The organism is Allokutzneria albata, assembly GCF_900103775.1.
In the GTDB taxonomy this organism is placed as follows: domain Bacteria; phylum Actinomycetota; class Actinomycetes; order Mycobacteriales; family Pseudonocardiaceae; genus Allokutzneria; species Allokutzneria albata.
Genome location: NZ_LT629701.1, coordinates 5,154,724 through 5,180,981, shown reverse-complemented (window position 1 = coordinate 5,180,981; position 26,258 = coordinate 5,154,724). Strand labels below are relative to the sequence as shown.

The following is a 26,258-nucleotide window of genomic DNA, read 5'->3' as shown; positions in this document are numbered from 1 at the left end:
GTTCTCGAGGTGGAGGGAGATCAGCACCGCTCCGTTTGGGGGCCGTAGCGCCGCCGAGACGTTCTACGAGTTCCCGGTCACCATGACGATCAAGAAGCGAGTCAACGATCACAAGTACGACTGCTGCCATCGAGGCGAACACCGCCGCCACCTGAACGCTCTGCTGATACTCCACGCCGCCGAGGACTCATAGGACCAAGAAACCGGTCGGCGACGGCGAACTCGGCGTGTTCACACGGAAGTAGGACGCGCGGTCGAAACGTGTCCATGCTCTAGCGGCTTCGCCTGGATGATCGAAGTATGACCGACGACTCCGCCATACGGCCCGCTTCCCCGCCGTCGCGACCGCCGTTGCCGCGATGGACAGTGCCGGTGGTCGCCCTGGTGGTACTGCTTGCGGCGGGGACGGTGGGGTGGTTGTTGTGGCGGTGGGTCGACAGCCTGGTCATCGTCGATGCGGAGAAGAGGGCCGCGGCGCAGCTGGACGTGGTGAAGATCGCGGCGTCCGTCATGGTGGCGGGGGGTGGCTTATTCGCCCTGTACCTGGCAGTGAGACGGCAGCGGACCCAGGAACTGGAGTTGGAGGCCCGCCACGCCGAGCTACGCCACCGCTCGGCGGAACTGGCTCAGCGCGATCGCGTCCAGGACCACGCTGAACAGGTCGCCGAGGCCAATCGCCTGCACGCCGCCCGCGTCGCTGACACAACGGAGTTCGATGCTGCGGCTCGTCGCGTGACCGAGCTGTACAGCACATCGGTCGGGCAGCTGGGATCGGAGCACGCCGCAGTTCGACTCGGTGGGATGTACGCCCTGGAACGCTTGGCGCAGGACAACCCCACACAGCGGCAGACCGTGGTCAACGTGCTGTGCGCGTATCTGCGCATGCCGTTTACGGAGCCCTCGGACACGCTCGTTTTCAGGCGGCGCGGGGGATTTCGGGCACCGTCCGCCGTTCCGCAGTCGGCCACGGGGGATCAGGAGCGTCTGCAGGAGCGGGAAGTCCGGCTCACCGCTCAACGCCTGCTCGCCGTCCACCTGACTCCCCGCGCCTTCGGCCCTGACCAAGTCTGGCACCCCCTGGACACCTTCTGGGCAGATGTCTACCTCGACCTCTCCGGCGCGACCCTCATCGACTTCAACCTCGCCGGTTGCACCGTCCGCAGCTTTCTGGCCAATGACGCGAGATTCCTCGGGCACACGACTTTCCTCGACGCGACCTTCACTTTCGCCGCTGGATTTTCCGGGGCGTCGTTCACCGGACCCACCCACTTCGACGCGGTGACGTTCACCGGGTCCGCTGACTTCGACGGAGCCACGTTCGCCGAGGCCGACACAGCTGCCGTCACGAACGAAATCAACGAGCTCGCCGCGGACCGAGAGGCCGCGATCCCCAAGGCGATCAAGCTTCCCCACGGCGCCAGTTTCTGCGCTGCGACGTTTGGCGGGGACACATCCTTCCTGGCGGCCTCGTTCGCCGGGCCCGCGCAGTTCGACGGGGCGACCTTCTTCGGGACCGCTGCGTTTGACGGCACGGTGTTCGACGGTTATGCCGGGTTCAGCAAGGCGTTGTTCGCCAGGGCTACCAGTTTTTACGGTGCAGTGTTCGCTGGGCCCACTATGTTCGACGAGGCGACGTTCGAAACTGACGTGAGCAACTTCGCCCGGGCAACATTCACCGGGCACACCAGATTCGTCGGGGCGAGGTTCGCGGCGATGACCCGGTTCGACGACGCGACATTCGACGAAGAAGCCCGATTCGACAACGTGCTGATCAAGCAATCCTTGCTGCCCCAGTATTCCGCGCTCGTCGAACGGTACGAACAGCACCAACGCCCCCGCCCGGCGATCTGGCCGCCGGGATGGAGCCCTTCCCCAGAGCACGTCACCATCGACGGCTGGGACGGCACCTGGCATCCGCTCCGGCGAATCGAGCTCGAACCCGGCGAGCCCACGGGACACCCTCCCCACAACGATTTGCCCGACCGACTCACGTAGGACCTGCATCCATCGAGACGCGTCGGAAGCCGATACCGCCCGTTTGGCTGCCCAACGCCCTGCGTTCGGGTTGGCGGCGCCGGACGCACTCCAACGGCGGACACGACGTCCTGGGGTGCCAATGTGGTTGTGTACCAACGGATACCCATTGGTACACAACCGCATTAGCCGACAGAACGTGGCTACTTGACGATTCCAGAGGCAGCCCCCTGCTTGGCGGGGGCGAGGGTGAAACGCCTGGGATTGTCGTTGGTTTTCACGGCCGTGCCGTCGATGACCAGCTTGTCGAGCGCGTTGCTCACTGCCCCCGAGGACTTGCCGCCTAGATCCTTGGCGATGGCGGTGGGACCGAACTCCTCGCCGGGATGGTCGCGCAGATAGTCTTCGACCATGCCGCGCAGTGTTCCCGGTGCCAGGCGCTGCAACTTCGTCTCGCCGTCGGGCAGTGGGCCGCTGTCGTCGCAGTCATCACTGCTGACAGGCACGGTGTCCTCAGTGGCGCCAGGCTCGCTGCTTGCCACGGTGGTCGCGTCGGACTGGCGCCAAGTGTTTTCGCACGAGGGCATTGGCACAAGGGCGATCGGGCTGTTCGCTGAGCTACCCGAGCTATCCTCGGCGCACATTTCAGGCGCCATGGTCTGCACGGGCGCCACAGGGACGGCCTCCTCCACGGCGGTGTCATTTGCTGAGCTGCTACCCCTTGGGGAATCGGGTGCGTCGGTCTCGGTGATCGCCCACAGGTCGGCGGCACGTCGTCCTCCCTCGGCGATGCCGGGCGTGCGGGTGACGCAGCGCTCCTTGTCCCATCTGGCGAGGATCTTCGCTGCAGTCGACTTCCCGATCTCCGCCGTGTGAGCAAGAGCGTTGGTAGTGCTGTTCGGGTTGGTGTGCAACGCCTTCCATAGCTTGTCCTCGGAGTCAGTGCGAGCGACGTAGTTGGGGTCGGTGACTGGCTGCAAGAGGTGAACAGAGCTATCGGTGTTGGTGGTGCGGTTCGTGGTGGACATGACATCCCTCGATTCACGTCGTGATCGGTGGTCGGGTGGTCATGCCCCGGCCGAGGCGGTTGTGGCCCCCGGTGCGCTGCCGGTGTGTGCGGGCGACGCGACTATGGACGCTTCGTTCATCCGGAGAAGTCAAGTGGTTGTGAACGACGATGACCGTCTTGTGTTGCCAGTGGGTTCAAGCCGGGCAGCGAACAGACAGTAGGAGGTGGCCAACAGCTATAGGCTCCGCTGGATCTGCACTACCTGATCGAGTGGACACCCAGTGGTCATCTGTATGCGGAAGTGGTCAGGTACGCGCGGAATAGTCTCGCGCAACGCGGCCATTCCGGCGTTGCGTGGTCTGCTGACGAGGATGTGACTTATGAGTCTCGGGGTGGCGACGCGTCACGTCCTTGCTCACGCCATTGTTGGAAAGCCAGGAGTTGGTCGACGTCGTCGCCGATGCTCTTGCGGAGGTCTCGGATCCATGCGGCTCGGCGAGCCTGGCTGGCCTGCGACAGGCGTCTCGTCTTGTTCCATCGAGACTGCTTAGCGAACCGCTCCCATGCGGCCTGCCTGCTAACGCCGAGTGCATCAGCCACGTCGTCCCATCTGACGCCAAAGTTCCGAGCGAGTTCGACCTCTAGGGACAACAAGCGCTCGGCCGCTGCAACTAGCTCACAAGCCTGGAAGATCCATTCACTGAACTCACTATCCGCGGTGACTTGCCTCTTCCCTCGTGTCACTGCGTCTGCAACAACACGATGCCGCCTGGCTAGGTCCGCGTATGCGCGTCCCAGCGAAGCCAGGGACTCTGCATGGGTGCGGAGTGTGTTCCGGTACGTCCTGCTCACTCAATCAGGTTCCAGCTGTCCAGTCTTTCTGTCAAGCTAGCCTTGACAGACTGCGTCCGGATTACCTTGACGGCGGACCACTGGTGGTCTCCGCCTCCGTTGTCTCTGCCTGCATCTTTGTCCAACAATGTCAAGCCGTCCTTGACACGAGAAAACCAGTTTCAGAGGTAGGGCACAAGGAGGTCGGAGACGATTGCAGGGCGGCGCAGGTGTTTAGAGGCTTGGCGAGGTACAGACCTCTGCCGCCAGGAGTCAGCTATGTGGAACGCTATTGCTCATCTCCCGCCTTCGACGTTTGCATTCGCTGGAATTTCGGTGGTTCTGAGTCTTACGATCCGACCACTTTTCAAATATCCGCACGTCTGGCGTTACCTGGAGTCTCGCCATCGATCGCGTCGCGGCGCTGACAAGAAGGCAAGGAAGAAGTAGGTTCCGTGCAATAAATCCTAACTTGCCGGGCGCGTAGCTCCCGCGTAGTCGTCTCCGGGGTACCGGAAGGGCTCGATCTTGACGACCTGGCCGAAGTCCGGCGCGTTGATCATCATGCCGCTACCGAGATAGAGGCCGACGTGCCGGATCTTGCTGTGGGGGTTGCCGTAGAAGACGAGGTCCCCGGGGGACAGCGGTTCCCCATCGGGGACACGGGGCCCGGCGTGGAACTGGGTGTGCGCGGTGCGGGGCAGGTAGATCCCGGCTTGGCGGTAGGCGGCGGTGGTGAGTCCGGAGCAGTCGAATCCGGCGTGTCCGCCGGCGGGGCCGTTGCCGCCCCAGACGTACGGGAGGCCGCGTTGAGCGCAGGCGTAGGTGATGGCGGAGAGCGCGACGGGGTTGGGTGCGTGGACGGTGGCGCAGTCGCCGGTGCCGGTGGAGCCGGAGGTGTAGGTCTGGGCTTGGGCAAGGATCTTCTTGACATACCAGTCGGCGTGGTTGTAGGCGAAGATCGCTTTGTGGAGGTCGCCGCGGCGGATTCCGTTGTCGCACAGGTAGTGCGCGGCGGCGTGGATGGCGTCGTGCGGGTTGTACCGAGACGGTGGAGCGGCGCCGCCGGGCGGGAGGGCGTGGCGGGCGAGGACGCCGGTGAAGCTGGCCTGGAGGAACTGCATCGGCCCACCGGCTCCGGCGTGGTTTTCGCCGCTGGTGACGCCGGGCAGTGGTGAGCGTCCGTGGTCGGTCTCGATCTTGCCGATGGCGGCCAGGATCGACCAGTTCAGCCCCGGGCACGTGCTCGCGGCTTGGTGGTAGAGGCGGAGGTAGTCGGGCGGGATGTCGGCGAGCGCGTTCGCGCTGGGTTGAGCGCTGCCGCCGGTGAGCACGGCGGAGATCGCGCCGAGCAGCAGCGCGGCGATCAGGATTGGGATCAGCAGGATCGTCGCGGCGGCGGCGATGCCGACCTTCGCGTTCACGGCCTGACCTCGTTGCGCCGCAGGTGATTCCTGGCCGTGGTGCTCGAGCGCGGGTTAGGCGGCATTGGGGACGGCGCGGGCAACATCGACGAGGGTGTGGTCGAGGCGATCGGCGTGGCGCTGCTGGTGCTGGGGCGTGGGATGTGGGGCCAGGCGCCGGGCAGCTCGTGGAGTTCCCGGCGAGGCCCGCTCGTGGTGGTGTCGAGGGGCAGCCAGACTGCGTCGGCGGGGCTCGGTTGTGGTGCGTGCGGGTTGAGCAGGTCGGTCGCGGCGGTGGCGACCGGGACCGTGTTCGGGTGGTCCAGTGTTCGCCAGGTGCGGTGGAGGGCGCGGCGGGCGGTGGCTTCGCGGCGCGCGCTTGGCAGCCAGACCAGTACGGGGGTGGTGATGCCGGTGGCGTCGGCGAGTCGGTGGTAGCCGGTGAGTTTCGCGGCGAGTTTGGTGAGGTCTTCGGTGCCGAAGTCGTATTCGAGGAAGAACTCGATCTCGGTGTCGTCGTGGGTCCAGCGGCCGTAGGCGTCGGGTTGGGTGAGGTCGCCGAAGTGCTTGGCGCAGCGGGTTTCGGACCACCACGCGCCTACGGTCGAGCGTTGGGTGGTGCGGGCGGTGGTGATGAGGGCGGTGAACCACTCGTTGATGCCGACGGTGTGGGCCAGGCGCAGGGAGTGGGCGATGCCGAAGGCGCGGTCGTGGCGGTAGCCGAGGTCGCGAACGTCGCGCCCGTGTTCGGCGGCCAGGACGGCGGCGCCGGCGGGGGCGAGGACGTAGTGCATCGGTGCGGTGCCGAGGGTGATGAACGGTTGGAACCGGTCGAGCACGCCCCAGAGGTAGAGCTCGCGTAGGCGCATCCGGCCGGAGCGGAAGGACGGGAACGCGAGGTTAGTGATCTGGTGGGAGGTGAGCACGCGGTGTTCGTGCAGCATCCGGATGATCCACCGATCGCGCGGGGTCAGCCGCCACGCCAGCGCCGCGTGGTGCTCGGCGCTGTTGGTCACGCGCCGGGTCGGGCGGGTGGCTTTGTGGCCGCGCAAGCTGCGTTGCCTGGTCGGGTTGGTAATCACGGGTGCCCCTCCGAAAGGCGTTGTGCGGCAAGGAATGCTGCGCGGCGAAAGCCGCGTGCGGTCAGGGCTGGCGGCGTGGATCAGCGTGGTGCGGCGAAGCACCGGGGCCACCGCGAGCACCGCGCGGGGCGGTGGGAGGCCGCGGTGAGCGCGGCGCGGTGGACGGCGTGGGCGTGCTGGTGGCGCGGGCTCGTGTTGTGCGTCGGGCGGCGGCGCGGAGTTCGCGGGCGCGGCCGGGGACGGCGGCGGGAAGTTGGTGGGTGTGCAGGGTGAACGGTTGTGCTTCGGCTCCGTGCAGGACGAGGCGGGCGGCGGCGTGGTAGGCGCCGAGGTGGGCGAGGTCGTGTTCGGACAGCCGCGGCGCGGTGTGGCGGGCGAGGTCGCGGGCATCTTCCGGCGAGGCGGTGAAGAAGATCTTGGAGCGGGCGTTGGTGGAGATGCCTTCGCGGAGTTCACGCGGGAGTTGTCCGAGGTGTTGGTGGGCCAGGGTCATGGCGACGCGGAAGGCTCGGGCTTCGGCGAGCATGTCCTCGATCGGGTACGGGAGGTTGAGGAAGTTGTGGCATTCGTCGATCACGAGCGAGGCGTCGGCGCGGTGGCGTTGGGGGGTGCGGGCGCGGCCGGTGGTGGCTTGCCAGGTGCGGGCGACGACGAGGGAGCCGATGAGCCGGGTGGTTTCCTCGCCGAGGCTGCCTTTGGGGATGCGCACCAGGCAGATGCCGCCGTGGTCGAGGACCTCGGCCATGTCCACTGTGGAGGGTCCGGCGGCGATGGCGTTGCGGACGAACGGCCTCAGCAGGAACGCGCGGAGTTTGTTCATCAGCGGGCTGATGACCTGGCTGCGGGCTGCGTCCGTCAGTTCGTTGTAGTGCTCCCAGAACCCGCGCAGCACCGGGTCGGTGATCCCGGCGGTGACTCGGGAGCGGAATGCGGAATCGGCCAGCAGGGTGGGGAGATCGGCCAGGGTGGCGGTTGCGGGTTGGGCGCGCAGGGTGAGGCAGGCGGCGCGCAGGAGGTCGTCGGTGCGGGGTCCCCAGAAGGCGGAGTAGATGCGCCGGAAGATGGAGACGAGGTTGTCGACGGTGAGGTCGGTGTCGGTGCCGTCCAACGGGTTCAGGCATGGCGGCCGTGCTTTCGAGTCGGCGTCGAAGAGCACTATGTGGTCGCCGGCGGCGCGGGGGAGGCGGGAGAGCAGGTCGGTGACGAGGTCGCCTTTGGGGTCGATGAGCACGACACCGCGTCCGGCGTCGACGTCGTCGAGGATCATGTTGCCGAGCAGCGTGGATTTCCCGGAGCCGGTCGCGCCGATGACGTGGAGGTGATGACGCGCGTCCGCCACCCGCAATCCCACTGGGCGCGGTACGCCGGTGTCGGTGAGCCCGAGCGGTTTCGCTGCTGGGCCGGGGACGGTGATCCCGGGTGGCGGGGCGACCGCGCGTGCTCCGGCGCGCTGGAGTCCGGGTATTGCTTCGTCGACGGGCAGGTGGGCCAGGGCGGCGAGTTCGCTGACCGACAGCAGATCGCCGTCGCGCATCCGGCGTTCGGCGAGCGTGTGGCCGGGGTGGCGGAGGCGGTGTCGGGTGTAGTGGTTGTGCTCGGTGTAGGAGGCGAAGGATGCAGCTAGGGCGTGGGCGCGCCCGCGAGCGACCCGCCGAGCTACCGACACTTCGGTGTCGTTCGCGGTGGCAGGGAGCTGAGTGGCGACGGCGTAGCGAATGACGGTCTCGTACTGGGAGCCGCGCTGTTTGGCCACGATCGCCCGATCCTGCGCGGAGCCTTCCAGCGCGGTCTGCGGATCACCGCGCCGTGAGCCCGCCGACGTGCTGCTCGTGCTGCGGCGCGTGGTGTTCACGCCGGGGGTGAGCGCGTCGAGCAGGCGGCCGACCAGCCGAGCGGAGCGGCCGGTGCGGAGGTGGCGCGCGGCGCGCCGGGCTTGGGCGAGGCGGCGGCCGGTGGCGGGGCGGGCGAGGAGTTGGACGCAGGCGTGCTCGCCGCGGCCGAGTCCGACGGGGGCGCCGAGTAGGGCGCGGATCGGGTCGGCGGCGAAGTCCCCGCGGAAGTCGGTGCGGATCGGCAGCGCCTCCGCGCGAGCGAGCCGCAGTTGGCCGCCGACGACCAGCCGCCGCTGCCCCGGCCTGGGAGCCGGGAGTGGTGGCGGGGCGGGGCTGGTGGTGTGGGTGTGGGCGCCGGGCCAGGCGGCTTCGATGGCGCGCTCGACGAGCCCGGGCGGGATGACGCCGGGCACCCACAGCTGGATGGCGATGCCGTTGTCGGAGAAGACGTATTCGAACCCGATGTGCGGCTGCCCGCTCCACCAGCGTCGCCACGTCGGGCGTAGGAGGCCGACGAGGTTGGACCACAGCGCCGCGGCCCCCGCCGGATCGACCGTCGGCGGCGCCAACACGCTGACCTGCCGGGCGTGCGCGAGAAGCCGGGTGTGGCAGCGCCGCCGCCACACCCGGCGGCCAACCAGGAACAGGGCGAGGGCGACGGCGAGCACGGGGCCGGCGATCGGGGCCCAGGTAAGTGCCCATGTTCCGGCGTGCTCCAGCAGCGCGCGAACTGTGCCGCCTGGGTCACGCACGTAGTCCCCGAACCACCCGTCCTCCAGCCCGCTTGCCGAAGCGATCGCGGCGCGTGAGCGGGGAAACGGCTGGGGTGAGAGCAGGTTCGGTGTCCTGGAGCTCATCACGGTCTCCTTTCAGTCACGTGGCGCAGCACCGGCGCCTACCGCTACATCGCCACCGTCGACCACCCCGGCATCGCCGACTTCGCAGGCAGCACACGCTGACTCGTTCCCATGCCTTGCTGGATTCGTAACCGCAACCGGCAGACCATCGTGAATACGCGATCCACGGAGGACACTGTGAAGCTCAAGCAGGAGAGCCGGGTGCTCAAACGCAAAGCGCTGGCTTCGCTGACTTCCGCGGTCGAGGCGTTCAACTCTCCACACGGCGACGGCCGGGAAACCAAGGTACTGCTGCACCTGCAGCACGCGTTCGAGATGCTGCTCAAGGCTGCCCTCGTCCAAGGCAGAACGAAGGTCTTTGATCGAGTGACGGGCCGGTCGATCGGCTTCGAGAAATGCGTGGGACTGGCCTGTGCCAGTGCGACGATCAAGCTGAACGACGCTGACGCGGGCACGCTGCGTGCAATCGACGCCATGCGCGACGAGGAACAGCACTGGTTCAACACGGTTCCAGAACAGTTGCTGTACCTGCACGCCCGCGCCGGAGTCACCCTGTTCGATGATCTCTTGCAGCGTGCCTTCCGCGATCGACTCGCCACACACTTGCCCACACGCGTACTTCCGGTCTCCGTGGACCCGCCTCGTGACCTGACAGTCCTCCTCGACGAGGAGTACAACCAGATTGCCGACCTTCTGCGGCCCGGACGCCGAGCACGCCACGAAGCACGCGCACGCATCCGCACACTGTTGGCAATGGAAGCCCATGTCGAACCAGATGTCCGCGTGTCGAGCAAAGACGTCGACCGTGTCGAGCGGGGCATCCGGAACGGCGCCTCCCGCGACGAAGTCTTTCCTCGCCTGGAGGACGTTACTGCCGTCATCGACGGTGCGGGAATCACGGTCACCGTGCACTTCACGAAGAAGCAAGGTGCGCCCGTCCGATACGTGGCCGACGAGTCGGTGCCTGCCGCTGCTATACGTGAAGTCGATCTGCAGCGCAAGTTTCACCGGTCGCCGACAGCGCTCGCGCAAGCACTCAACTTGACTTTGCCGCTGAGCAAAGCGCTGCGAGATCACCTCGGAATCGACGCCGACGAGACTTGCAGCCACGAGTTCGTCTTCGGCTCGCAACGTCACTGGGGCTACTCGGACAACGCCTTCACCAAGATGCGCGAAGCAATCAGCACTCTGGACATGGACGCCATCTGGCGAGCGCATAAGCACCCCGGTCGGGCCAAGTCCAAACCGCAGTGCATGATCCCTGATTGCCAAGCCGCATGACCCCAGGGCCTCCGACCGTGGCGGAGTTCTCCGACTTCGGCATTGATCTACGTTCATCGCACATCCACCCAGCCGGAGTCGGTTTCGTAATCCTCAAGGCTTGCCAGGAATTCTGGTGACGACGTGACTAGCGCGTGCTCGGTCGGCGAGGCCAGGGACTGGAACGCCACGCGTTGGGTGCCGGCGGAGAGCAGTCCTTGGCCGCGGTCGGCGGAGAGCAGGAACTGGCGTTCCCCGGCGGAGAGGTCGAAGGTCCGCACGACCTCCTCGATGGCTTGGGGTGCTTGGCGCAACAGGACTTGTGTGGCGGCGTTGGCGACGACGGCTTTGCCGAGGTCGCTGCCGAGCACGTCGGCGGTGTCCTGGGTGGCGACGGTCAGGCCGGCCCAGTGTTTGCGGGAGGCTTTGGCCATCCGGAACAGAAACTCCGCGCCCGCTCGGTCGTGCATGAGCAGCCAGGCTTCGTCGACGACGACCAGGCGGGGGCGGCGGATCGCCGGGTGCGAGACCCGCCGCCATACCGTGTCCAGCGTCAGCAGCGTGCCGATGGGTTTGAGTTCGTCGGGCAGGTCGCGGAGGCTGAACACGATGAGGTGCCCGTCGGGGTGGGTGGTGGTGGGGCCGTCGAAGAGCAGCTTGAAGGCGCCGTCGACGAAGGGGTGCAACCGCGCCGCGAGTTCGCCGGCCGCGCTGTCGCCGGTCTTTCCCGCGTCGGCGAGGTGGTCGCGCAACATGCGCAAGGTCGGTGCGGGGCGAGTCCAGGTGCGCGCGTCCGCGGTGATGCCGGCGCGCTGGTAGGTGGCGGCGATGCCGCGGTCCAGTGCCGTGCGCTGGGTGGCGTCGGGTTCGTCGCCGAGGAGGACGGCGAGCACGGTGTGCAGGAACAGGGTGCGCCGCAGGAGCGCGTCCTTCGGGGCGGTGCGGCGCCCGTCGGGACGGGTGTGGATCGGCAAGTCGAACGGGTTGAGCTGGACGCCGGGGGCGCCGAGGTGGACGTAGGTGCCGCCGACCGCGGCGGCCAGTCGGGCGTACTCGTTTTCCGGGTCGACGACGGCGACCTCGATGCCGCGGTAGAGGCTGCGGAGGAGTTCGAGCTTGACGAGGTAGGACTTGCCCGCGCCGGAGCGGCCGAGGATGACGGCGTTGTGGTTGTGCATGCGTTCGTCGAAGCGGTCCCAGTGCACCAGGGCTTGGGAGCCGACGTTGAATCCGTAGAGCACCCCCGACGGCGCGGCCACGGACGCGGGGTCGGGGGCGGGCAGATCGGGGCTGGTGAACGGAAACGCGGCGGAGAGCGCGGTGGTGTCGAAGGTGCGTTTCATGCCGATGAGGTCCAGGCCCATCGGCAGCGTCGACACCCACCCCTGCAGCGACCGGTAGGTGGTGTGCTTGGCGTCCAACAACAACGACGCGCACAGTGAGCGCAGCGCGGCGACCTCATCGGCCAGCGCGTGCTCGGTGGCGGTGTGGATGGTGAGATAGAGGCCGACCCGGTAGAGCTTGCCTTCGCCGCGCGCGATGCGGGCGGAGAGGTCGTAGGCGTCTTCGGTGGCGGCCTCGACCTGCGGGTCGAGCAGGCGTCCGTGCTCGGCGCCGTGGCGGCGGCTGGATTCGAGCTTGGCGAGCTGCTTTTTCAGCCGGCCCGCCGCGGTGGCGGGATCGATCGGCTCGACGTGCACCGACACATCCAGGCGACCCGGGTAGGTCAGCAGCGGCGCCAACCACCCGGGGTGCACTTCGCGGGGGAAGCCGGTGACGGCGAAGCTGGCGACCCATTCGCCGCCGACCTCCAATGACCGGGCACCGACCGCCACCGCGTCTGGGGTGAACGCCGCGGCCCGCTGCGGCGCAAGCCCGTTCGTGCGGTGCCGCTGACTGCGTCGGGTGCGCGTCTGGCTGGTCATCGCCACCGCCTCCTGTCGTCGAAGTCGTCGTCGTTGGGTTCGTCGTCGTAGTCCCAGTCGTCCTCGTCCTGGCTGTTGTCGAAGGCGTTGCGGTTGGTGAGCTCGTCGTCCGGGTCGCTGGATTCGGCGGTGGTGATGACGTCGTCGGCTCCGGCCAGCTCGGCGGATGCGGGCAGGAACGTGTCGGGGTTGCACGCGGAGGCGAGCACGGCGGTGGCCTGCCCGGCATCCAGCGGGGCGAGGACGATCCCGGCCGGGGCGAGCAGTTCGACGGCTTCGCTGAGGCGGCGCTCCAACCGCGCCTCCGCCGCCCGCCGTGCTGCGGCACTTACCTCGATGTCGCGGTCGCGGCGGCGTTTCCGCGGTGTGAGCGAGGACAGGACCGCGAGCGGACCAGGACCGCCGAGGCTGTCGGGTGCCGCGTTGGCGAGCGGTTCACGCAGGATCAGCAGGACTTGGCGGCGCAGCAGCTCGGTTTGCTCGCCGAGCTGGCCGAGGTAGTCCGCGTGCTCGCGCGCCGCTGCTTCTAGCGCGGGGTGTGGGAGCGCGCCGGCGCGGGCGTGCAGCTCGCCGATCTGCCCGGTGAGGTCCAGGCGTTGCGTGCGCACCAGGACTTGGATCGGGGCGGTGAGGGAGTGCAGGTAGCGGCCGAACCCGGCGACCAAGGCTTCCTGCTCGCCGACGGTGCGCAGGGCGAAGTTGACGGTGCTGGCGACCGCCACGACCGCGAGCCCGTCACCGCCGAGGTCGATGACGCCGGTGTCGGTGACCGCTTCGGCGGGCAACCGCAACGCCGCCGGTGAGACCTCTGAGTTCGTCGGCTGACCGTTGGTGGCGGCGGTGAGCCAGGCGGGCGCGGGCTGCACACCCTCCGGGGCGGCGACCTGGTGGCGCGGGCGCAGCCGCTGCCGGATCGCGGCGAGGGCGAGCCGGTCCAACGAGAGGCCATCGCGCTGTCCGAGCGCGAGGACCACCGCGGTTACACCGATCGGGATCGCGACCGCGCCAAACACCGCGACGGGCACGACCTCACGCAGCAGCGTCCACGCGGCGTACACCACGAGGCCGGTGCCGGCGAGGATGAGGACCTGGCGTGCGGTCAAGGGTCCGAGGATGCGGTCGTCGCGGTCGACGTCGGCGGGGATGCGCACAGGCGAGCTCACGGCGTACCTCCAGAGGGGTTCGGCGGCGTGCGGCGCGCCGGTGCCGGCAGATCCAGCGGCAGCCGGAGCTGACGGCCCACGGGAGGCATGCGGCGGACCGGGCTCGGCGTCGGCGGTACCGCGCGGGTGGCGCGTGGTGTGCGGGGCAGGTCGTCGAAGGGCAGCCGGTACTGGCCGCTCGTGCCCGCGCGGGCGTTCTTGTAGGCGTCGAAAGGCAGCTCCGGCTGCACGACGCGTCTACCCGGCCGCCGCGCGGGAGCGGGCGGCGGAGTCGGTGGGACGGCGACACGGTGGAGGTCGTCGAAGGGCAGCGGGAACTGGCCCGAGCGCAGCGGCCGGTTGCCCTTGTATGGGTCGAGCGGCAACTCCATCTGCCGCCCACCGCGCCGTCGCGGAGCGGAGTTCGGGGCGGCCGGCCGCGCGGTGGCGGGGACGCGCTGGAGGTCGAAGGGCAGCCGGTACTGGCCGTCGCGTCCGAGCACCGGCTTGTTCTCCGGCCAGTCCTCACCCAGCGGCAGCACCCTCTGCCGCCCCGCCTTCGACCGTCCCGTTCGCGATGCGGGAGCCGGGGTCGCTCGCGGGGCGGAGGCGCGCTTGGTACGGCGCACCGCCAACGGCAACAGGTACTGGCCCCCGGCCGTCGACGCCGTGTTCGCATACGGGTCCGCCGGACCGTTGTTCGCGCGCTGCGAGCGGCCCCCGCCTCCACCCCGACGGCCGCCGCTGGAGAGCAGTCCGAAGGTCTTGTACACCAACCACGTGCGCGCCAACGACCCGACGAGCGAGCGCCGCACGCCGCCGCGCAGGGACCCGAGGATCCAAAACGGGATCTTGAACAAGATGAACATCAACGCGATCGCGACGAGGATGTTGACGACCTCGCCCATGCCGGGCCCGAACAGCACCGCGCCATTGGAGTCCAAGAACACGCGCATCGCGCACAGCAGCGCCAAGCTCTGCACGACCTGGATCGCCAGACACCCGCCGAGAGCACGCCACCACCACAACGCGATCCCCTCGGTCGCCGGGAGGGCGTGGAACATCAGCGCCAGCGGCGCGCCGACGATGAGGATCACGGTCAGGGCGACGCGCACGATGTAGGTGATGACCAGCGCGAGCAGGATCACCGCGAGCACGAGGCCGAGGATGACCACGAACAGCCCGGTCTTGATCGAGCCGATGATCAAGACCTGCAACGCTTTCGAGGTGGCCTGCGGGTCCAGGCCGGTACCCATGACCGCCGCGGAGAGCGCGTTGGCGACCGTGATTGCCTTGCCCGCGAGCAGCTGCGAGAGCGCTCCGGCGAGGAAGCCCGCGGCCACGCGTGGGGCGATCTCTTTGATGCTGTGCCGGGTCTGCGCGCTCTCATAGACCATGACCGTGATTCCGGCGGCGACGATGAGGATCGCGTAGCAGGCGAGCAGGATCTGCCAGGAGTTCGTCCACAGCTCGCCGATGCGCGGCAGCGACTCCAGCGTCGGCGTCGCGAACAACGTTTTGCCGAGCAACTCCAGCAGCGGGTTGAGCGCGGCGGTCACCAGCATCCGGAAGAACCCGTCGATCAGATCCCCGAGACAGCTCGGCCAGGACAACGGGTTGAACACGCTGCACGAGCTCCCCGAGCCACCCGGCGCGGGCACCGTCGTCGTCGGCGGCGCGGTCGTGGTGGGTCGTGGGGTGGTGGGGCGCGGGCAGTGCGCGGGCAGCGGCTGCCCGGGCACCGGGCTGGTGCACGAAAGAGTCGGCCGCGACGGTGTCGTGGTCTCGGGCGAGGGCGCGCACGGGATCGGCCGCGGGTGCGGGCCGCTGCACACATCCCCCGATGGCCCCGGCGGCGGACTTGTGGTGGTGGTCGTGGGCGGGTCGAAGGCCGGACACCAGGGCGGCTTGAGCCCGGTCACGGGGTTGACCTCGCACGAGCCCACCCCGGGCGCCGGTTGTGCTGCCGCGGCGACGACGAGCAGCCCGGCGAGCACGACGACCAGGGCGAGCACCGTCCACCACACCCGCGCCCGCCGGCGCGACTGCACACGAGTCGCCGGCGGGGTGTCGCGCAGCGGGCGGGGAAGTGCCGTGGTGGACATCTCAGGCCCCCACGATTCCCTTGAGCACGGTGATGACCAGCGGCGCCAACGCCGCCAGCGCATAGCCGATGCCCGCGGACTTGAACGCCTCCTTGGCCTTCTCCTGCTCGCCGGGGTCACCGCCGCCGAAGACCCGGCGCACGCCGCCGAGGGTGAGAAACACCGTCGCCAGTCCGGCGAGGATGCCCATCAACCACGCGCGGACGTTGTTCAAGACCTCCTCGACGCTGCCCGCGATCGCCAACGACACGCCCGCGGCGTGGGCGCTGGAGGCCGACAGCAGCAGCGCCAGCGCGAGCAGCTCGCCCACCAGCACGACCACCGCGACCACACGCCGACGCGCGGCTGCCCGGCGACACAACGTCGACCTGCTCGCCGCGGCTGTCCGCGTTGCGCGGCGGGCGGGAAACGAGCGACGCGAGGCCGTCCTCGGCGGTGGCGGCGGGCACGCGCGCAGCTCGACACGGTGACGGCGACGAGCGGCACTGGCCAGAACGGGAATCCATGTCACGCACATCGCGGCGCTCCCGAAGTCGAGCCCGACGCCGGGGCGCCGGGCGAGCGGTGGTGCGCGGGAGCGACAGTGGTTCTCCCGCAGCCCTCGACTCCGGAATCCGGGACCGTTTTCAACGCCCGGCCCCGCGTTTTCTTCGCCGACCGACCGCGCAACGCGGTCACCACAGGCGAGGCCGCGCGCGTGGTGGCCGGGGTGGATGTGCTCGCGCGCGCCGCCGCGGCGACAGTCGCGGCGTGGACCGCGCGCACCTCGACATCGCGGTCGTCGCTGGTGTCGTGGGCGGCTTGTTCGGCCAACCACGCGACCAGCTTCCGCTCGGCGCGACGGCGGACTTGGTGGACGGCCTTGTAGGACACGCCCCGGGCCGCGGCGGCCTGGCGCAGCGTGTACTCCGGTTCCAACCGGGTGGCGCCGATGAGCTCCGCCTGCTCGCCGGTGAGCACGCCCTCGGCGACCGCGCGGGCGAGCACGAGATCGGGGTGCCCCCACGGCCGTGCCGGCTCCCGGGATCGGAAGTCCTCCTCGCTGGGCAGCGGCCGCTCCAACGCCTCGCGCACCGCGAGGTGGCCGGCGCGCAACGCCGCGCACCGCAATCGCCACAACACCGCCGGCCGGGAGAGGTCGATCGTCGCGAGTTCGGAGAGGAACCCGGTCAGCACCGCGGCGTGGATGTCGCGGTGGTCATCGGCATAGGCGCGGCACAACTCGGCGGCGAGCGCGAACAGCGCGGGCAACGCCACCCCGACACACGCCACCGTCCACGCGCCACCGCAGTCGCGGGAGCGGGTGACCAGATGCATCCACACCAAGTCCACCGCCGCCAACGGCAACGCCCGATCCAGCAGCCGCTCCCGCAGCTCATCCAGCGGCACCCGGCGCCGCGGCAGACCGGGGAAGAACCGTCCCTCGATCGCCAGCGGATCAGGCCCGGTCACCAACAACTCAAACGCCGCCCGCGCGGAATCCAACGGCAACGAATCCCGCTCAAACGACGAGCGACCACACATACGTTTCGGGGCCATCACAGGCTCCTTGCTCGGTCGAGAAGAGAAAACGACCAGGCAAGGACGCCAAAACGGCTCCACCAAAACGCCACCGCAAAGCCACCGAACGGCCACCACTACGCCTCAAAGATCACCGTGACGTCACTTGAGACGCCATACCGAGCGGAAGCCGAGACACCGAATCAGGCCCCTGACCAGCCGGTGACAGTGCTCGCTGGCGTTCCGGCGGCGCGTTTCACGACGAGCACTGACGGAGGGTGCGCGGAGTCGAGAACCCGATGCTGCCGTGCTTCGAGTGGACCGGCCGATGCGGGCGCGAGTTCAGCTGGGAACGGCGCCCGGCGCAGGGGATCCGGAGCGAATGCCGAGCGCGGAGAAATCTGGGCACGTCGTGTTGAAAAACAGGGCGGGTTTCGGAGTTGCGGGGTGCACAGGTCGCCACAGGGCGCCTGGACCAACCCCCTGAGCTTCTGCGAGGAATCCATGACGCAGCCCGAAGACTCCGCCCGCCGCGGACCGACGCGCCGCAGCGACCCCACCCACCCGGCGAACCCACGCCGCGCGGACCAGCGCCGTCCCTACCCGAGCGCTCCGACCACCACGCGCCTCAGTCCGGCCAAGCCCGGCGCCGGTCGCACCCGCGCGCAGACACCGCGCTCGACGACACCGACCCCGGCGACCGTGTGGACAGCCGGGCCGGAGCTCATCGACCTCGACGCCCGGTGGCCCGCGCCACTCGTGCGCGCCATCGTCACCGCGTTCAGCACACCCGGCACCGACGTCGTGCTGCTCCCGCCACCGAACACAAGCCCGTCGCCACACCCGCGCCCACGAACCGCTGCGGCCAGTGCTGGCCGACCGGAGCGAGCCGTCCGCGAGACCTCCGTCGACGAGGTCGAGCAGGCGCGCGCCGTCGTCGAGGAGCTCGGCCGCACGGCCCGGATCGTGCACCTTCCGACCGAGGCGCACTGCGCCGGTCCTGCCGCGCGACCGTTCTGGGCCGACCTCGTCGACGCCACCACCTCCGCGCACGGCGCGCACGGCGCCGCGTCGGTGACAGAGTTCGACGGCGACACGACCGTCACCGGCGGCGCGGCGACTGCGGATCTGGTCATCAGCAGCCTGCGCCCTGAGGACATCGGCGACCACACCAGCGACCTGCTCGCGCTCACCGCGGCCCGGCTGTTGCGCGTCAACGGCATCTTCGCGGTGCTCACCCACACCGACACCACAACGGGCGAGTTGCGGGACGCGACCGGCGCGGTGGTCGCCTGCGCGCAGAACGCCGACCTGCTCTACCTCCAGCACATCGTCGCCCTGCACGTGCCAGTCCACAGCTCCCGGTTCGCCACCGAGCTACTCACCGACACCACCAGCCCGGCCGCGCACGCCTACGCGCGCGGCGAGCACCGCGCGGCCGTGCGTGGACTGCCCGCACCGCACCGGCGCATCCACTCCGACCTGTTGGTCTTCGCCCAACCCCACGACCACCAACCGAGCTCCGCGCACGCCGCCGCGCAGGCGCCGATGAGCGGAGCCCTCCGTTGACCGCCACCCCAAACCCGCGCCCCAGCACCCCTGCCCGCCCGCGCCAGGAAGGCACTCCCGTGGCCGAACAGCAGCCCCACGCCGAGCGAGCGACCACCGCCTCCGCCCCGGCCACCACCGCTGGCGAGAAGACTGTCGACGGGCCCACGATCCGCATCCCGCGGGCGGTGATCGACGCCCTCGACACCACCGCCGCGAGCGCGGTGGTCGAGCTGCCGCTGTCGGTGTGGACGACCGCGCAAACCTCCCCGGCCGCCCAACGCAAGAACCGGTACGTGCCCGGCTCGACCGCGCACCCTGCCAAGATGCTGCCCGCGGTCGCTGCGCACGCCATCACCCACTACACCCAACCCGGCGACCTCGTACTCGACCCGATGTGCGGGATCGGCACCACCCTCGTCGAAGCACTCCATCTGGGGCGCCGCGCGATCGGCGTGGAATACGAACCGCACTGGGTCGAGATCGCCCGCGCCAACCTCGCCCTCGCCCACGACATCGGTATCGACTACCACGCCCAGGTGTTCCACGGCGACGCCCGCCAGCTCGCCACCCTGCTGCCCGCCACCGTGCGCGGGCAGGCCGCGCTCGTGGTGACCAGCCCGCCGTACGGGCCTTCCACCCACGGCCAGGTCATCACCACTCCCGGGGTCGGAGTGCAGAAGTACCACCACCGCTACGGCAACACCCTCGACCGCGGCAACCTCGCCAACATCGGCCACCACCGACTCCTGTCCGGATTCACCCGCATCCTCACCGGCCTCGTCCCGTTCCTGCGCCCCGGCGGACACATCGCCATCACCATCCGCCCCTGGCGCGAACACGCCGAACTCATCGACCTCCCCGCCCAGATCCTCGCCTGCGGCCTCCGCTCCGGCCTCATCCCCGTCGAACGCTGCGTCGCCCTGCTCGCCCGCGCCGCCGACGCCGACCTCGTCGCCCGCGGCTCGTTCTTTCAACGCGACTTCATCCGCAAACAACGCGAAGCCGGACTGCCCCTGCACCTCATCGCCCACGAAGACGTCCTCGTCTTCCGCACCCCGTTGCACGAGACCCCGAGCCGCCCGAACGCAGCGACCGACACCATGAGCCCGCGGTGGCAGAACCGGCCCGGAGCGTTCGCGACGGCCTCGGGCGGGAGCTCGAATGTGGGGAGCCAGGCGGCATGACCGCAACGAATCCACAGAGCCCAGCGACTAACGACGTGCTTTGCCTCGCTCCGCCGTCGACACGACTGCAGGAACGGGACGTCGACATTCCTCGCCGCGGTCCTGCGCCGCGACAGTCAAACCCGCATTGGGCAGGAGGCGGGCGTGACATGAACGCCTCGACCACCACCCCGGTCTGTGCGACACCGCCTTCAACAGCACGGCACAACCCGCACCCGCCGCATCCCGCCCAGGAACGAACCGAGAAGACCGACGTGCTGCTCTACACCCCTGCCCAGGCCGCGATCGCGTTAGCCGTCAAAGAGTCTTGGCTACGACGCAAAGCCGGGCAGCGCACCATTCCGTGCACCTTCCTCGGCAAACACCTGCGCTTCTCCCGCGCCGACCTCGAAGCCATCACGCACGCCAGTCACCGACGCCCACGTCAACCACGCCGAAGCACCCGCTAGGCACTCCCAGAATCTTCGGATACCCGGGTGACCCGCGTGGAGGGACTCCGGACGAATCACTTGCCCTCCAACGAAAACAGAGCGTCCATGCACCTGCCACACACCTGACCCCACACCGCGCGGAGGAGCCATGCCCTGGTCCGAACCGTCGGGCGCCAACAGCTGGCGCGTCCGGTTCCGTCGCGACGACGGCACCATCGGTTCGCTGCCAGGATTCCCCACCCAGAGAGCCGCCGACGACCACATCAACGACATGAAGTCCGAGCAGCGCAAGGGGATCTGGCTCGACCCGACCGCCGGGCAGATCCCCCTCGGCGACTACGTGCCGGAGTGGCTCGACGGCATCGACGTCAGCATCCGCACCGAACAGAACTACCGCAGCCTGCTCGACAACCACATCCTGCCCCGCTGGAAAACCACACCGCTCAACGAGATCACCAACCGGGCCGCCCGCGCCTGGGAGAAGAAGCTGCGCGCCGAGGGAAAACTCGCCCCGGTCACCATCGACGGGATCCTGAAGCTGCTCACCCTGATCCTCGCCGACGCAGCTGATGAGAAACTCATCGCCGCCAACCCCATCCGCCCCCGCCGACGCGGACGCCGTACCTCACAACGCCGCCGCCCCCGCACCCGCAAAGTCTGGGCCCAGCCCGTCGAAGCCGTGCACGCCGCCGACAACGCCGCCGCCATCTACGGCCCCGGCGCAGCGCTCCTGCTCATCACCGGCGCCTGGACCGGTGCCCGCTGGGGCGAACTCACCGGCCTGCACCGGGACAACGTCCACCTCTTCGACGACGACACCGGATACCTCGCCGTCGACCCCGACATCGGGGCACTCCACGAAGACGACCACGGCAACCTGTTCCTCGGCCCGCCCAAGACCGAGAAATCCGCGCGCACCATCACCCTGCCCCCTTTCCTCGTTCGACTCCTACGTGCCCACCTCGCCACCCACCCCCACCCGCATGTCTTTGTCACCGCCACCGGCGCCTGGCACCGGCGTAGCAACTTCAGCCGCCGCGCCATGAAACCGGCCGCCGACGGCACCCAGCACCTTCCGTATCCGAAAGTCCTTCTCATGCCAGCGAAACCCGGGCTGACCTTCCACGGATTCCGACACGGCCACAAGACATGGATGATCGCCGACGGCATCCCCGAAGTCGCCCAAGCAGACCGGCTCGGCCACGAGATCCCCGACAAGGTCCGCGAGGCTTACTCCCATGTCGCCCCCGAAGTCGAAGCCCGACTCCTCCAAGCACTTCAGGAGCGCTGGGAGAAAGCACTCGCCAACCTCGCTGACACCGCCCTCGACACCCGCTGGCGTGCCGCAACCTGAACGCGAGGCGGGGGAGTCGCTCTATTTTCGGCGCCTTCGGAGCATGGACAGGATGGAGTTCAGCACCGTGCGCGCATCCGAGCGGCGCTTCTGGTCAGGATGGAACAAGGCCACGCCAACCGCTGCTCCAATGTAGAAGACTAGGGCTGTTGAGAAGATCGCGGCCCCGTAGTTGACGGCTCCGACAGCTGTCTCGAGGAAGCTGCCAACTGGAGAAGATGTGGGTAGGGCAGCGTCAAAGATGAGAACGCGTTCATTGGGCACTGCTGGGTCCGTCCCCGGGGGAGTGCCGCTGTCGCATAGCCTGTCGTCGTGCTTGCTGCCGCAGCCGTAGACCTGTCAGGCGGTTCGTCTGGCCTGGTGGTACGCCAGGAGTGTGTCTGCAAGAGCTCATCCTGCGCAGTAGGAGAGCTCCCTCGGGGTAGCCGCGCTGGGGATTCGACGCGCCGCGCGTCGGGAGAGTCGGTCCGTGGATGGCGATCGACAGCCAGGGATCGTGACCAGGACTTTCGGAAGTGACTCCTCGAACTACTTCCGCAGCGGGCAGCCCCAAGTGAGGATCTGTGAGCAGTGTGGCGGCCTGAATTAGCGAATGACCTCCACACCATTCGACCGTGACGGTGAGGTCGTCTGTCCACGCGCTGAACCAGCACGCGGAGCGAAGCAGGTTGAGGCGACGCAGCATGGCACTTGCCATCGCTGGGTGCGCGCCGGTCAGGGGGTACCGGCTCAGCTCCTGATGTTCCCGAGCGGCTAGTCGTTGCTCGTGGATGAAGGAAGGCCTGCCATGGCGCGAATCTGCCTCGGCTACTGCCACGGCCCAGTCCTTACGGCCAACGCCCATGAGGGTTACTTGCGCGTCTGTCTGCGCACCCGTGGCATCCAGCAGTGTCAACGTGACACCGCTGCTATGAGGAACCGCTCGAAGCCCCGCCACACCGACGAGCTCACCGTCGTACTCGTTAGGCAAGAGCGCGAACACCAACGGATCGAGCGCACCCGGTGCTAGCGCCAGCCGCAACCGGTCGTGCCGAGGGACGACGTAGCGAAAGGGAAACCCGGCGCGCTGCTCATCCCGGTCGTAGAGGACGCTGGAAACGTGTCGCAAAGCCAGGAGCACTGCGGCTTCCAGTTCCTGCTGCCGCAGCGAAACTGCATCCAGCCCAACGCTGCGTCCGACTTCCGCTGATGCGCGTTCGGCAGCGGCGATACTCCTACCTGCGTGCCGGTAAGGCTCACCTGTGCAGCGAATCCATGCCTCGATGGCGTCGCGGCGAGAGTTCTTCCTTGACATCAGGTCATCCCAGTCTTCGCCGCCCCGGCTCGGCGAACACGTTGACCCATAGACCCGCATACACGCCATGGTTGATGCTGAGGATGTCGGCGGAGGACCTCTCGGTCCCTGGGGCCGTGACTTCCAGCAAGCCGGGCGCTGGTGCGGCGGGGCTCCCGCCGGAGCCATCGAGAGACACGATAGCAACACCGTGCCTGTCAGTTCGATCAACCCGGAAGAGCGCTGCGGACAACGGCACGATGGTCGTCGAGTTCGAGGTGCTGTACGGTCGAGGTGAGGCAAGGAGCTTGGGATCAGACCTGAGCCACCGCTGACTTCCTTCAGGCACGGAGCGTTGGATCGCGCCTTCGCCACCGCCTGCCCTCCTTGCGCTTTCCAGTACCAGCCGACGTGCCCGTCACAGGCCGTCGGCCGAAAGGGCGTTGTCGTGACCATTTACTCCCAGCATCCGAACCGCGGCAAGGTGCAGATCTTGGCCACTTATCGAGGACGACGTGGTGTGGTGTCCTCGACCGTCACCAGCGTTGAGGACCGTGTGAACGCTGGGGCGATCGTGGACGCGCTCAACATGGTTTCTGCCTGTGCCACCGTGCCGGTCAGCATCCAGGATGAGAGAACCGACCGGTACCGGCTCTACCCGGCGGCCCACCTCGCGGCCGTGACCGACCCGACGGCCCGCGGCGATCTTCTCGAGGGCTCGCACAGCCTGTGGTACGAGCAAGCGAAGATGCTCCTCCACCAGGCGCTCACGGACCTGGATGACGCCATCGCTGCGGTGCCGGCACCGGTACAGAAGGCGATCGCCGCTGAGCTCGAGGTAGAGGTCCGCGGGCTCCGCGACGGGTTGACCGAGTTTTCCAAGGGGATCCGCCCGCCTGAGACCGAGGACCAACGGTGCTGGGACTTCCACATGCCCTTCGTTGCCTTCGAAGGCGGGTTGGAGAGCTTGAGTAGCGAGGCTCGCGAACGCCTCAACCAGATGGAGCGCGGCGCTACCGCCGAGCAACTCGCTCAAGGGGTAGCGGATCTACGGCTCATGCACGAGGCGTACACGCAGACCACCAACGTCTACGCCCAGCTGTTGGACGAGTTCACGCTCACCGATGATCCTTTTGAACCTGGCACGCACTGCTACTACCTCAACGTGGAAGCTCCGCAACCGAACGGCGAGCGCAGCAGCGAATGGTCCGTCGAGATCGGCCTATGGGACGTTCCACCCGACACCTCAGAGGAAGAGACCGTCTCCGCCCACGGGGAGACCGTCCTGAGTTGCGTCCGAACGGAGTCCCCGACGGCGGCAGAGATCATCACGTTGCTCAACCGCAGTGGGGGACGCTCCGAACAACTCTCCGCGTGGGCGAAGACCCCCGTCGGGGAAGCACTCGACGGCACGGATTTCGTTGTGACGCAACGCTACGACGACTAGCAGACAGGGCACGTCACCCCGTCGACGTGTGCAAGGACGTTGGCCGAGCGTGGCAGAGCGAGCTGCTACTGCCAGAGGTCAACGAACCAGTGTTCGTCGGCGGGGACCGGGGCCGGAAACCCCGGCGGTGCGTCGTTTCCGATCAGCTCGCGCGTGATCTGGTAGTGGACGACTCCCCTGTAGGGCGGGGTCACTGGGGCGCCGACGGGTGTGCCTGTCGTGGTGGTGAAGGCGATCTCGCTGCCTGCGACGTGGAAGGACCCGTGGGCGCCGCTGCGATCGGCTGGCGGGCCGTCGAGCCAGCGCAGGGTGACTACGGCGCCGTTGGCCGCGCGCTCGTCGAGCAGCAGCGAGGAGAAGATGATGCCGTCCTCGGATCCAGCGACGAGCGTTTCGCCGCTGTTGTCGAGGGGGAGTTCGGGGTAGCCGAGAGCGGGGTTGGGTGGGTCGTTGAGGAGATAGAAGCTGCCGTATTCCACGGGGACGCGGGTGGTGGTTTCGAGCAGCGTGCGGTGCATGTCGCGGGTGTACCCGGCGACGGTGTGCGTCGTCAACCGTCGCCGGGTACAGCCGTCGGTTAGGGGATGAGGTCGACCCAGAAGCCGTCGCGGTCGATGAGGTGGTCTTCGCGGTACCAGGAGCCGAGGGCTCGGCCGGCGAGGTTGTTGTGGGTGTTGCGCATGGCGCGGGCGGAGTAGGACCACTTGCTGCTGATGCCTTCGGAGTTGTTGTAGTCCGCGCCTTCGTAGGTGGATTTGAAGGGGTATTCGTCGCACTCGCGCGGGTAGCCGGCGTTGGTGGCGTAGTCCTCGCCCCAGGTGGCCTTGCAGGTTTTCACCGCGTGATAGTTGTTGCGGTTGCACCGCGCTGAGTCGTAGGTGCAGGGCAGGCGGGTGAGCTGCTTGGTGGAGGCGCGGCTGCCGGGGATCTCGGTGCCGGGCAGACCTGGGACGGTGCGGGTGATGTCGCCGGATTGGGCGTCTTCGATGTGCTTGATGAACTCCGACCATTCGGTGACGCTGCGCGAGTAGCCGAGCCGGGGTGCGACGTCCATGAAGACGCAGCCGCCCTTGTCCTCGTAGTTGGTCTTGTCGCAGCGGGTGACGAACTTCGGGCCGGCGAGGCCCTCGAAGCCCCACTTCAGGCTCAGGTTGAGCTCGTAGTAGTTCTTCACATCCCGGCCCGCGACGCCGGGCGTGCGGTCGGAGAGCTTGAGTTCCTTCGAGACGAAGGTTCCGGTGCGCAGGGTGCCGATCTCGGTGACATCGCTCGCCGGGTCTTGGTCGCAGGACTCGGTTTCGATGGGGCGGCAGTCGACCATGAACGCGACGATGTCCCAGTCCGGTGGCGCCACATCCTGCACGCGTCCGCGGTCGGTGGCGAACTTGAACCGCATCTCCGTGGCGCCGTCCTCACGGACCCCGCGGGTGCCGTAGAAGACCGCGGTCACCCGGAACTCGAGGAAGCCGCGGTCCTCACACACCGGGCGGCACTCACGTACGGCGATCTTCGCGTAGCCGACGAAGCAGTAGTTGAACCGGTTGCGGTAGAACACCTGCTGCCCCGGGCGGCTCTCGATCTCCGCCCGGCACTGCTCGATGGTGATCGGGTCCGGGACCACCGAAGCCGCCGCCGCGGGCTCCTCCGGCTGCAGGTAGTCCGTGGCCTTCGCGGTGTAGGAGTACGGACGCGGGCCGGCGAGTTGTTTCTCCAACTCCGCCACGGACAGGTGCGCCCGGGACGGCACCTGGTCGATCGCCGGTGGCGTGTGCACCCACGTGAACGACTTCTCGACCCGGTGCTTCGGTGCCGGCGCGGCAACACCGGCTGAGGTCAAGGACGCAACGAGCCCACACACAAGAAATGCAGGCAGCATTAACCGCGACAACCGTCGCATGCAAACCCCCCTGGTTTGATACGGCAACGTGCCGACCGGTGACGCTAGAAGCGAAGGACTCGCAAGGCAATAGACCGAAAGACGGACGAGCCCGTCCGGCTGATCAAAGTTCTTGCGCGAGCATTCACCCGCGCCTCCGCCAACATTTGATCAACTTTGCTCGCGGTCGTGTATTGTTTCGCGCGTACTACCGGATGCCCA

18 protein-coding genes are annotated in these 26,258 nt (G+C 68.3%); 7 read left to right on the top strand and 11 right to left on the bottom strand.

The features are described from left to right. The first annotated feature begins 300 nt into the window (after positions 1-300). On the top strand, positions 301-1,995 hold the full coding sequence (locus BLT28_RS23030) for a pentapeptide repeat-containing protein (protein WP_156051653.1): 1,695 nt from the start codon (positions 301-303) through the stop codon (positions 1,993-1,995). Positions 1,996-2,177: 182 nt separating this feature from the next. On the opposite strand, the gene BLT28_RS23025 is transcribed toward BLT28_RS23030, so the two are convergent. The 4 genes from BLT28_RS23025 to BLT28_RS23010 all read right to left on the bottom strand — a co-directional run bounded on the left by BLT28_RS23025 (position 2,178) and on the right by BLT28_RS23010 (position 8,988). Then, on the bottom strand, positions 2,178-3,002 hold the full coding sequence (locus tag BLT28_RS23025) for a hypothetical protein (RefSeq protein ID WP_030432682.1): 825 nt from the start codon (positions 3,000-3,002) through the stop codon (positions 2,178-2,180). Positions 3,003-4,281: 1,279 nt separating this feature from the next. Further along, positions 4,282-5,238: a C40 family peptidase gene (locus BLT28_RS23020; RefSeq protein WP_052408010.1), complete on the bottom strand. Its 957-nt coding sequence runs from the start codon at positions 5,236-5,238 to the stop codon at positions 4,282-4,284. Further along, on the bottom strand, positions 5,235-6,299 hold the full coding sequence (locus tag BLT28_RS23015) for a replication-relaxation family protein (protein ID WP_030432684.1): 1,065 nt from the start codon (positions 6,297-6,299) through the stop codon (positions 5,235-5,237). Before BLT28_RS23015 ends, BLT28_RS23020 begins: the two co-directional genes overlap by 4 nt. 61 nt (positions 6,300-6,360) lie before the next feature. Continuing rightward, positions 6,361-8,988: a type IV secretory system conjugative DNA transfer family protein gene (locus BLT28_RS23010; protein WP_052408011.1), complete on the bottom strand. Its 2,628-nt coding sequence runs from the start codon at positions 8,986-8,988 to the stop codon at positions 6,361-6,363. A gap of 177 nt (positions 8,989-9,165) precedes the next feature. Here BLT28_RS23010 and BLT28_RS23005 point away from each other — a divergent pair, with 177 nt between their 5' ends. After that, positions 9,166-10,269, top strand: a complete 1,104-nt coding sequence (locus tag BLT28_RS23005) for a DUF3644 domain-containing protein (RefSeq protein WP_052408012.1) — start codon at positions 9,166-9,168, stop codon at positions 10,267-10,269. A 53-nt stretch (positions 10,270-10,322) separates the two neighbouring features. On the opposite strand, the gene BLT28_RS23000 is transcribed toward BLT28_RS23005, so the two are convergent. The 5 genes from BLT28_RS23000 to BLT28_RS22980 all read right to left on the bottom strand — a co-directional run bounded on the left by BLT28_RS23000 (position 10,323) and on the right by BLT28_RS22980 (position 16,872). Then, a complete protein-coding gene (locus BLT28_RS23000; protein ID WP_052408017.1) occupies positions 10,323-12,173 on the bottom strand; it encodes a VirB4 family type IV secretion system protein in 1,851 nt (616 codons plus the stop codon). Continuing rightward, positions 12,170-13,336 carry a PrgI family protein gene (locus tag BLT28_RS22995; RefSeq protein WP_030432688.1) on the bottom strand — a complete coding sequence of 389 codons (1,167 nt, stop codon included), beginning with the start codon at positions 13,334-13,336 and terminating at the stop codon, positions 12,170-12,172. Before BLT28_RS22995 ends, BLT28_RS23000 begins: the two co-directional genes overlap by 4 nt. Further along, complete coding sequence (locus BLT28_RS22990; RefSeq protein WP_052408013.1) at positions 13,333-15,420, bottom strand: hypothetical protein; 2,088 nt, start codon at positions 15,418-15,420, stop codon at positions 13,333-13,335. Before BLT28_RS22990 ends, BLT28_RS22995 begins: the two co-directional genes overlap by 4 nt. Position 15,421: 1 nt before the next feature. Continuing rightward, positions 15,422-15,751 carry a pilin gene (locus tag BLT28_RS22985; protein ID WP_052408014.1) on the bottom strand — a complete coding sequence of 110 codons (330 nt, stop codon included), beginning with the start codon at positions 15,749-15,751 and terminating at the stop codon, positions 15,422-15,424. Positions 15,752-15,927: 176 nt separating this feature from the next. Continuing rightward, entirely contained in the window at positions 15,928-16,872 is a 945-nt protein-coding gene (locus BLT28_RS22980) for a hypothetical protein (protein WP_231950388.1), read from the bottom strand. 552 nt (positions 16,873-17,424) lie between these two features. Between BLT28_RS22980 and BLT28_RS22975 the strand changes: the two genes are divergently transcribed. The 5 genes from BLT28_RS22975 (at position 17,425) to BLT28_RS22955 (ending at position 24,160) form a co-directional block, all read left to right on the top strand. Next, the gene (locus BLT28_RS22975) at positions 17,425-18,489 is read left to right on the top strand and encodes a hypothetical protein (protein WP_052408015.1); all 1,065 of its coding nucleotides are present in this window, start codon (positions 17,425-17,427) and stop codon (positions 18,487-18,489) included. Beyond that, positions 18,486-19,655 carry a TRM11 family SAM-dependent methyltransferase gene (locus tag BLT28_RS22970; RefSeq protein ID WP_030432693.1) on the top strand — a complete coding sequence of 390 codons (1,170 nt, stop codon included), beginning with the start codon at positions 18,486-18,488 and terminating at the stop codon, positions 19,653-19,655. Before BLT28_RS22975 ends, BLT28_RS22970 begins: the two co-directional genes overlap by 4 nt. A gap of 149 nt (positions 19,656-19,804) precedes the next feature. Beyond that, entirely contained in the window at positions 19,805-20,104 is a 300-nt protein-coding gene (locus tag BLT28_RS22965; RefSeq protein WP_197683893.1) for a helix-turn-helix domain-containing protein, read from the top strand. A 130-nt stretch (positions 20,105-20,234) separates the two neighbouring features. Beyond that, positions 20,235-21,440 carry a tyrosine-type recombinase/integrase gene (locus tag BLT28_RS22960; protein ID WP_030432694.1) on the top strand — a complete coding sequence of 402 codons (1,206 nt, stop codon included), beginning with the start codon at positions 20,235-20,237 and terminating at the stop codon, positions 21,438-21,440. A 1,721-nt stretch (positions 21,441-23,161) separates the two neighbouring features. Continuing rightward, positions 23,162-24,160: a hypothetical protein gene (locus tag BLT28_RS22955; protein ID WP_030432695.1), complete on the top strand. Its 999-nt coding sequence runs from the start codon at positions 23,162-23,164 to the stop codon at positions 24,158-24,160. A gap of 65 nt (positions 24,161-24,225) precedes the next feature. On the opposite strand, the gene BLT28_RS22950 is transcribed toward BLT28_RS22955, so the two are convergent. Together BLT28_RS22950 and BLT28_RS42580 are read right to left on the bottom strand one after the other, a co-directional pair. Beyond that, a complete protein-coding gene (locus BLT28_RS22950) occupies positions 24,226-24,714 on the bottom strand; it encodes a hypothetical protein (protein WP_030432696.1) in 489 nt (162 codons plus the stop codon). Between the two features lie 23 nt (positions 24,715-24,737). Then, a complete protein-coding gene (locus BLT28_RS42580) occupies positions 24,738-25,997 on the bottom strand; it encodes a NucA/NucB deoxyribonuclease domain-containing protein (protein ID WP_030432697.1) in 1,260 nt (419 codons plus the stop codon). Positions 25,998-26,258: the final 261 nt, after the last annotated feature.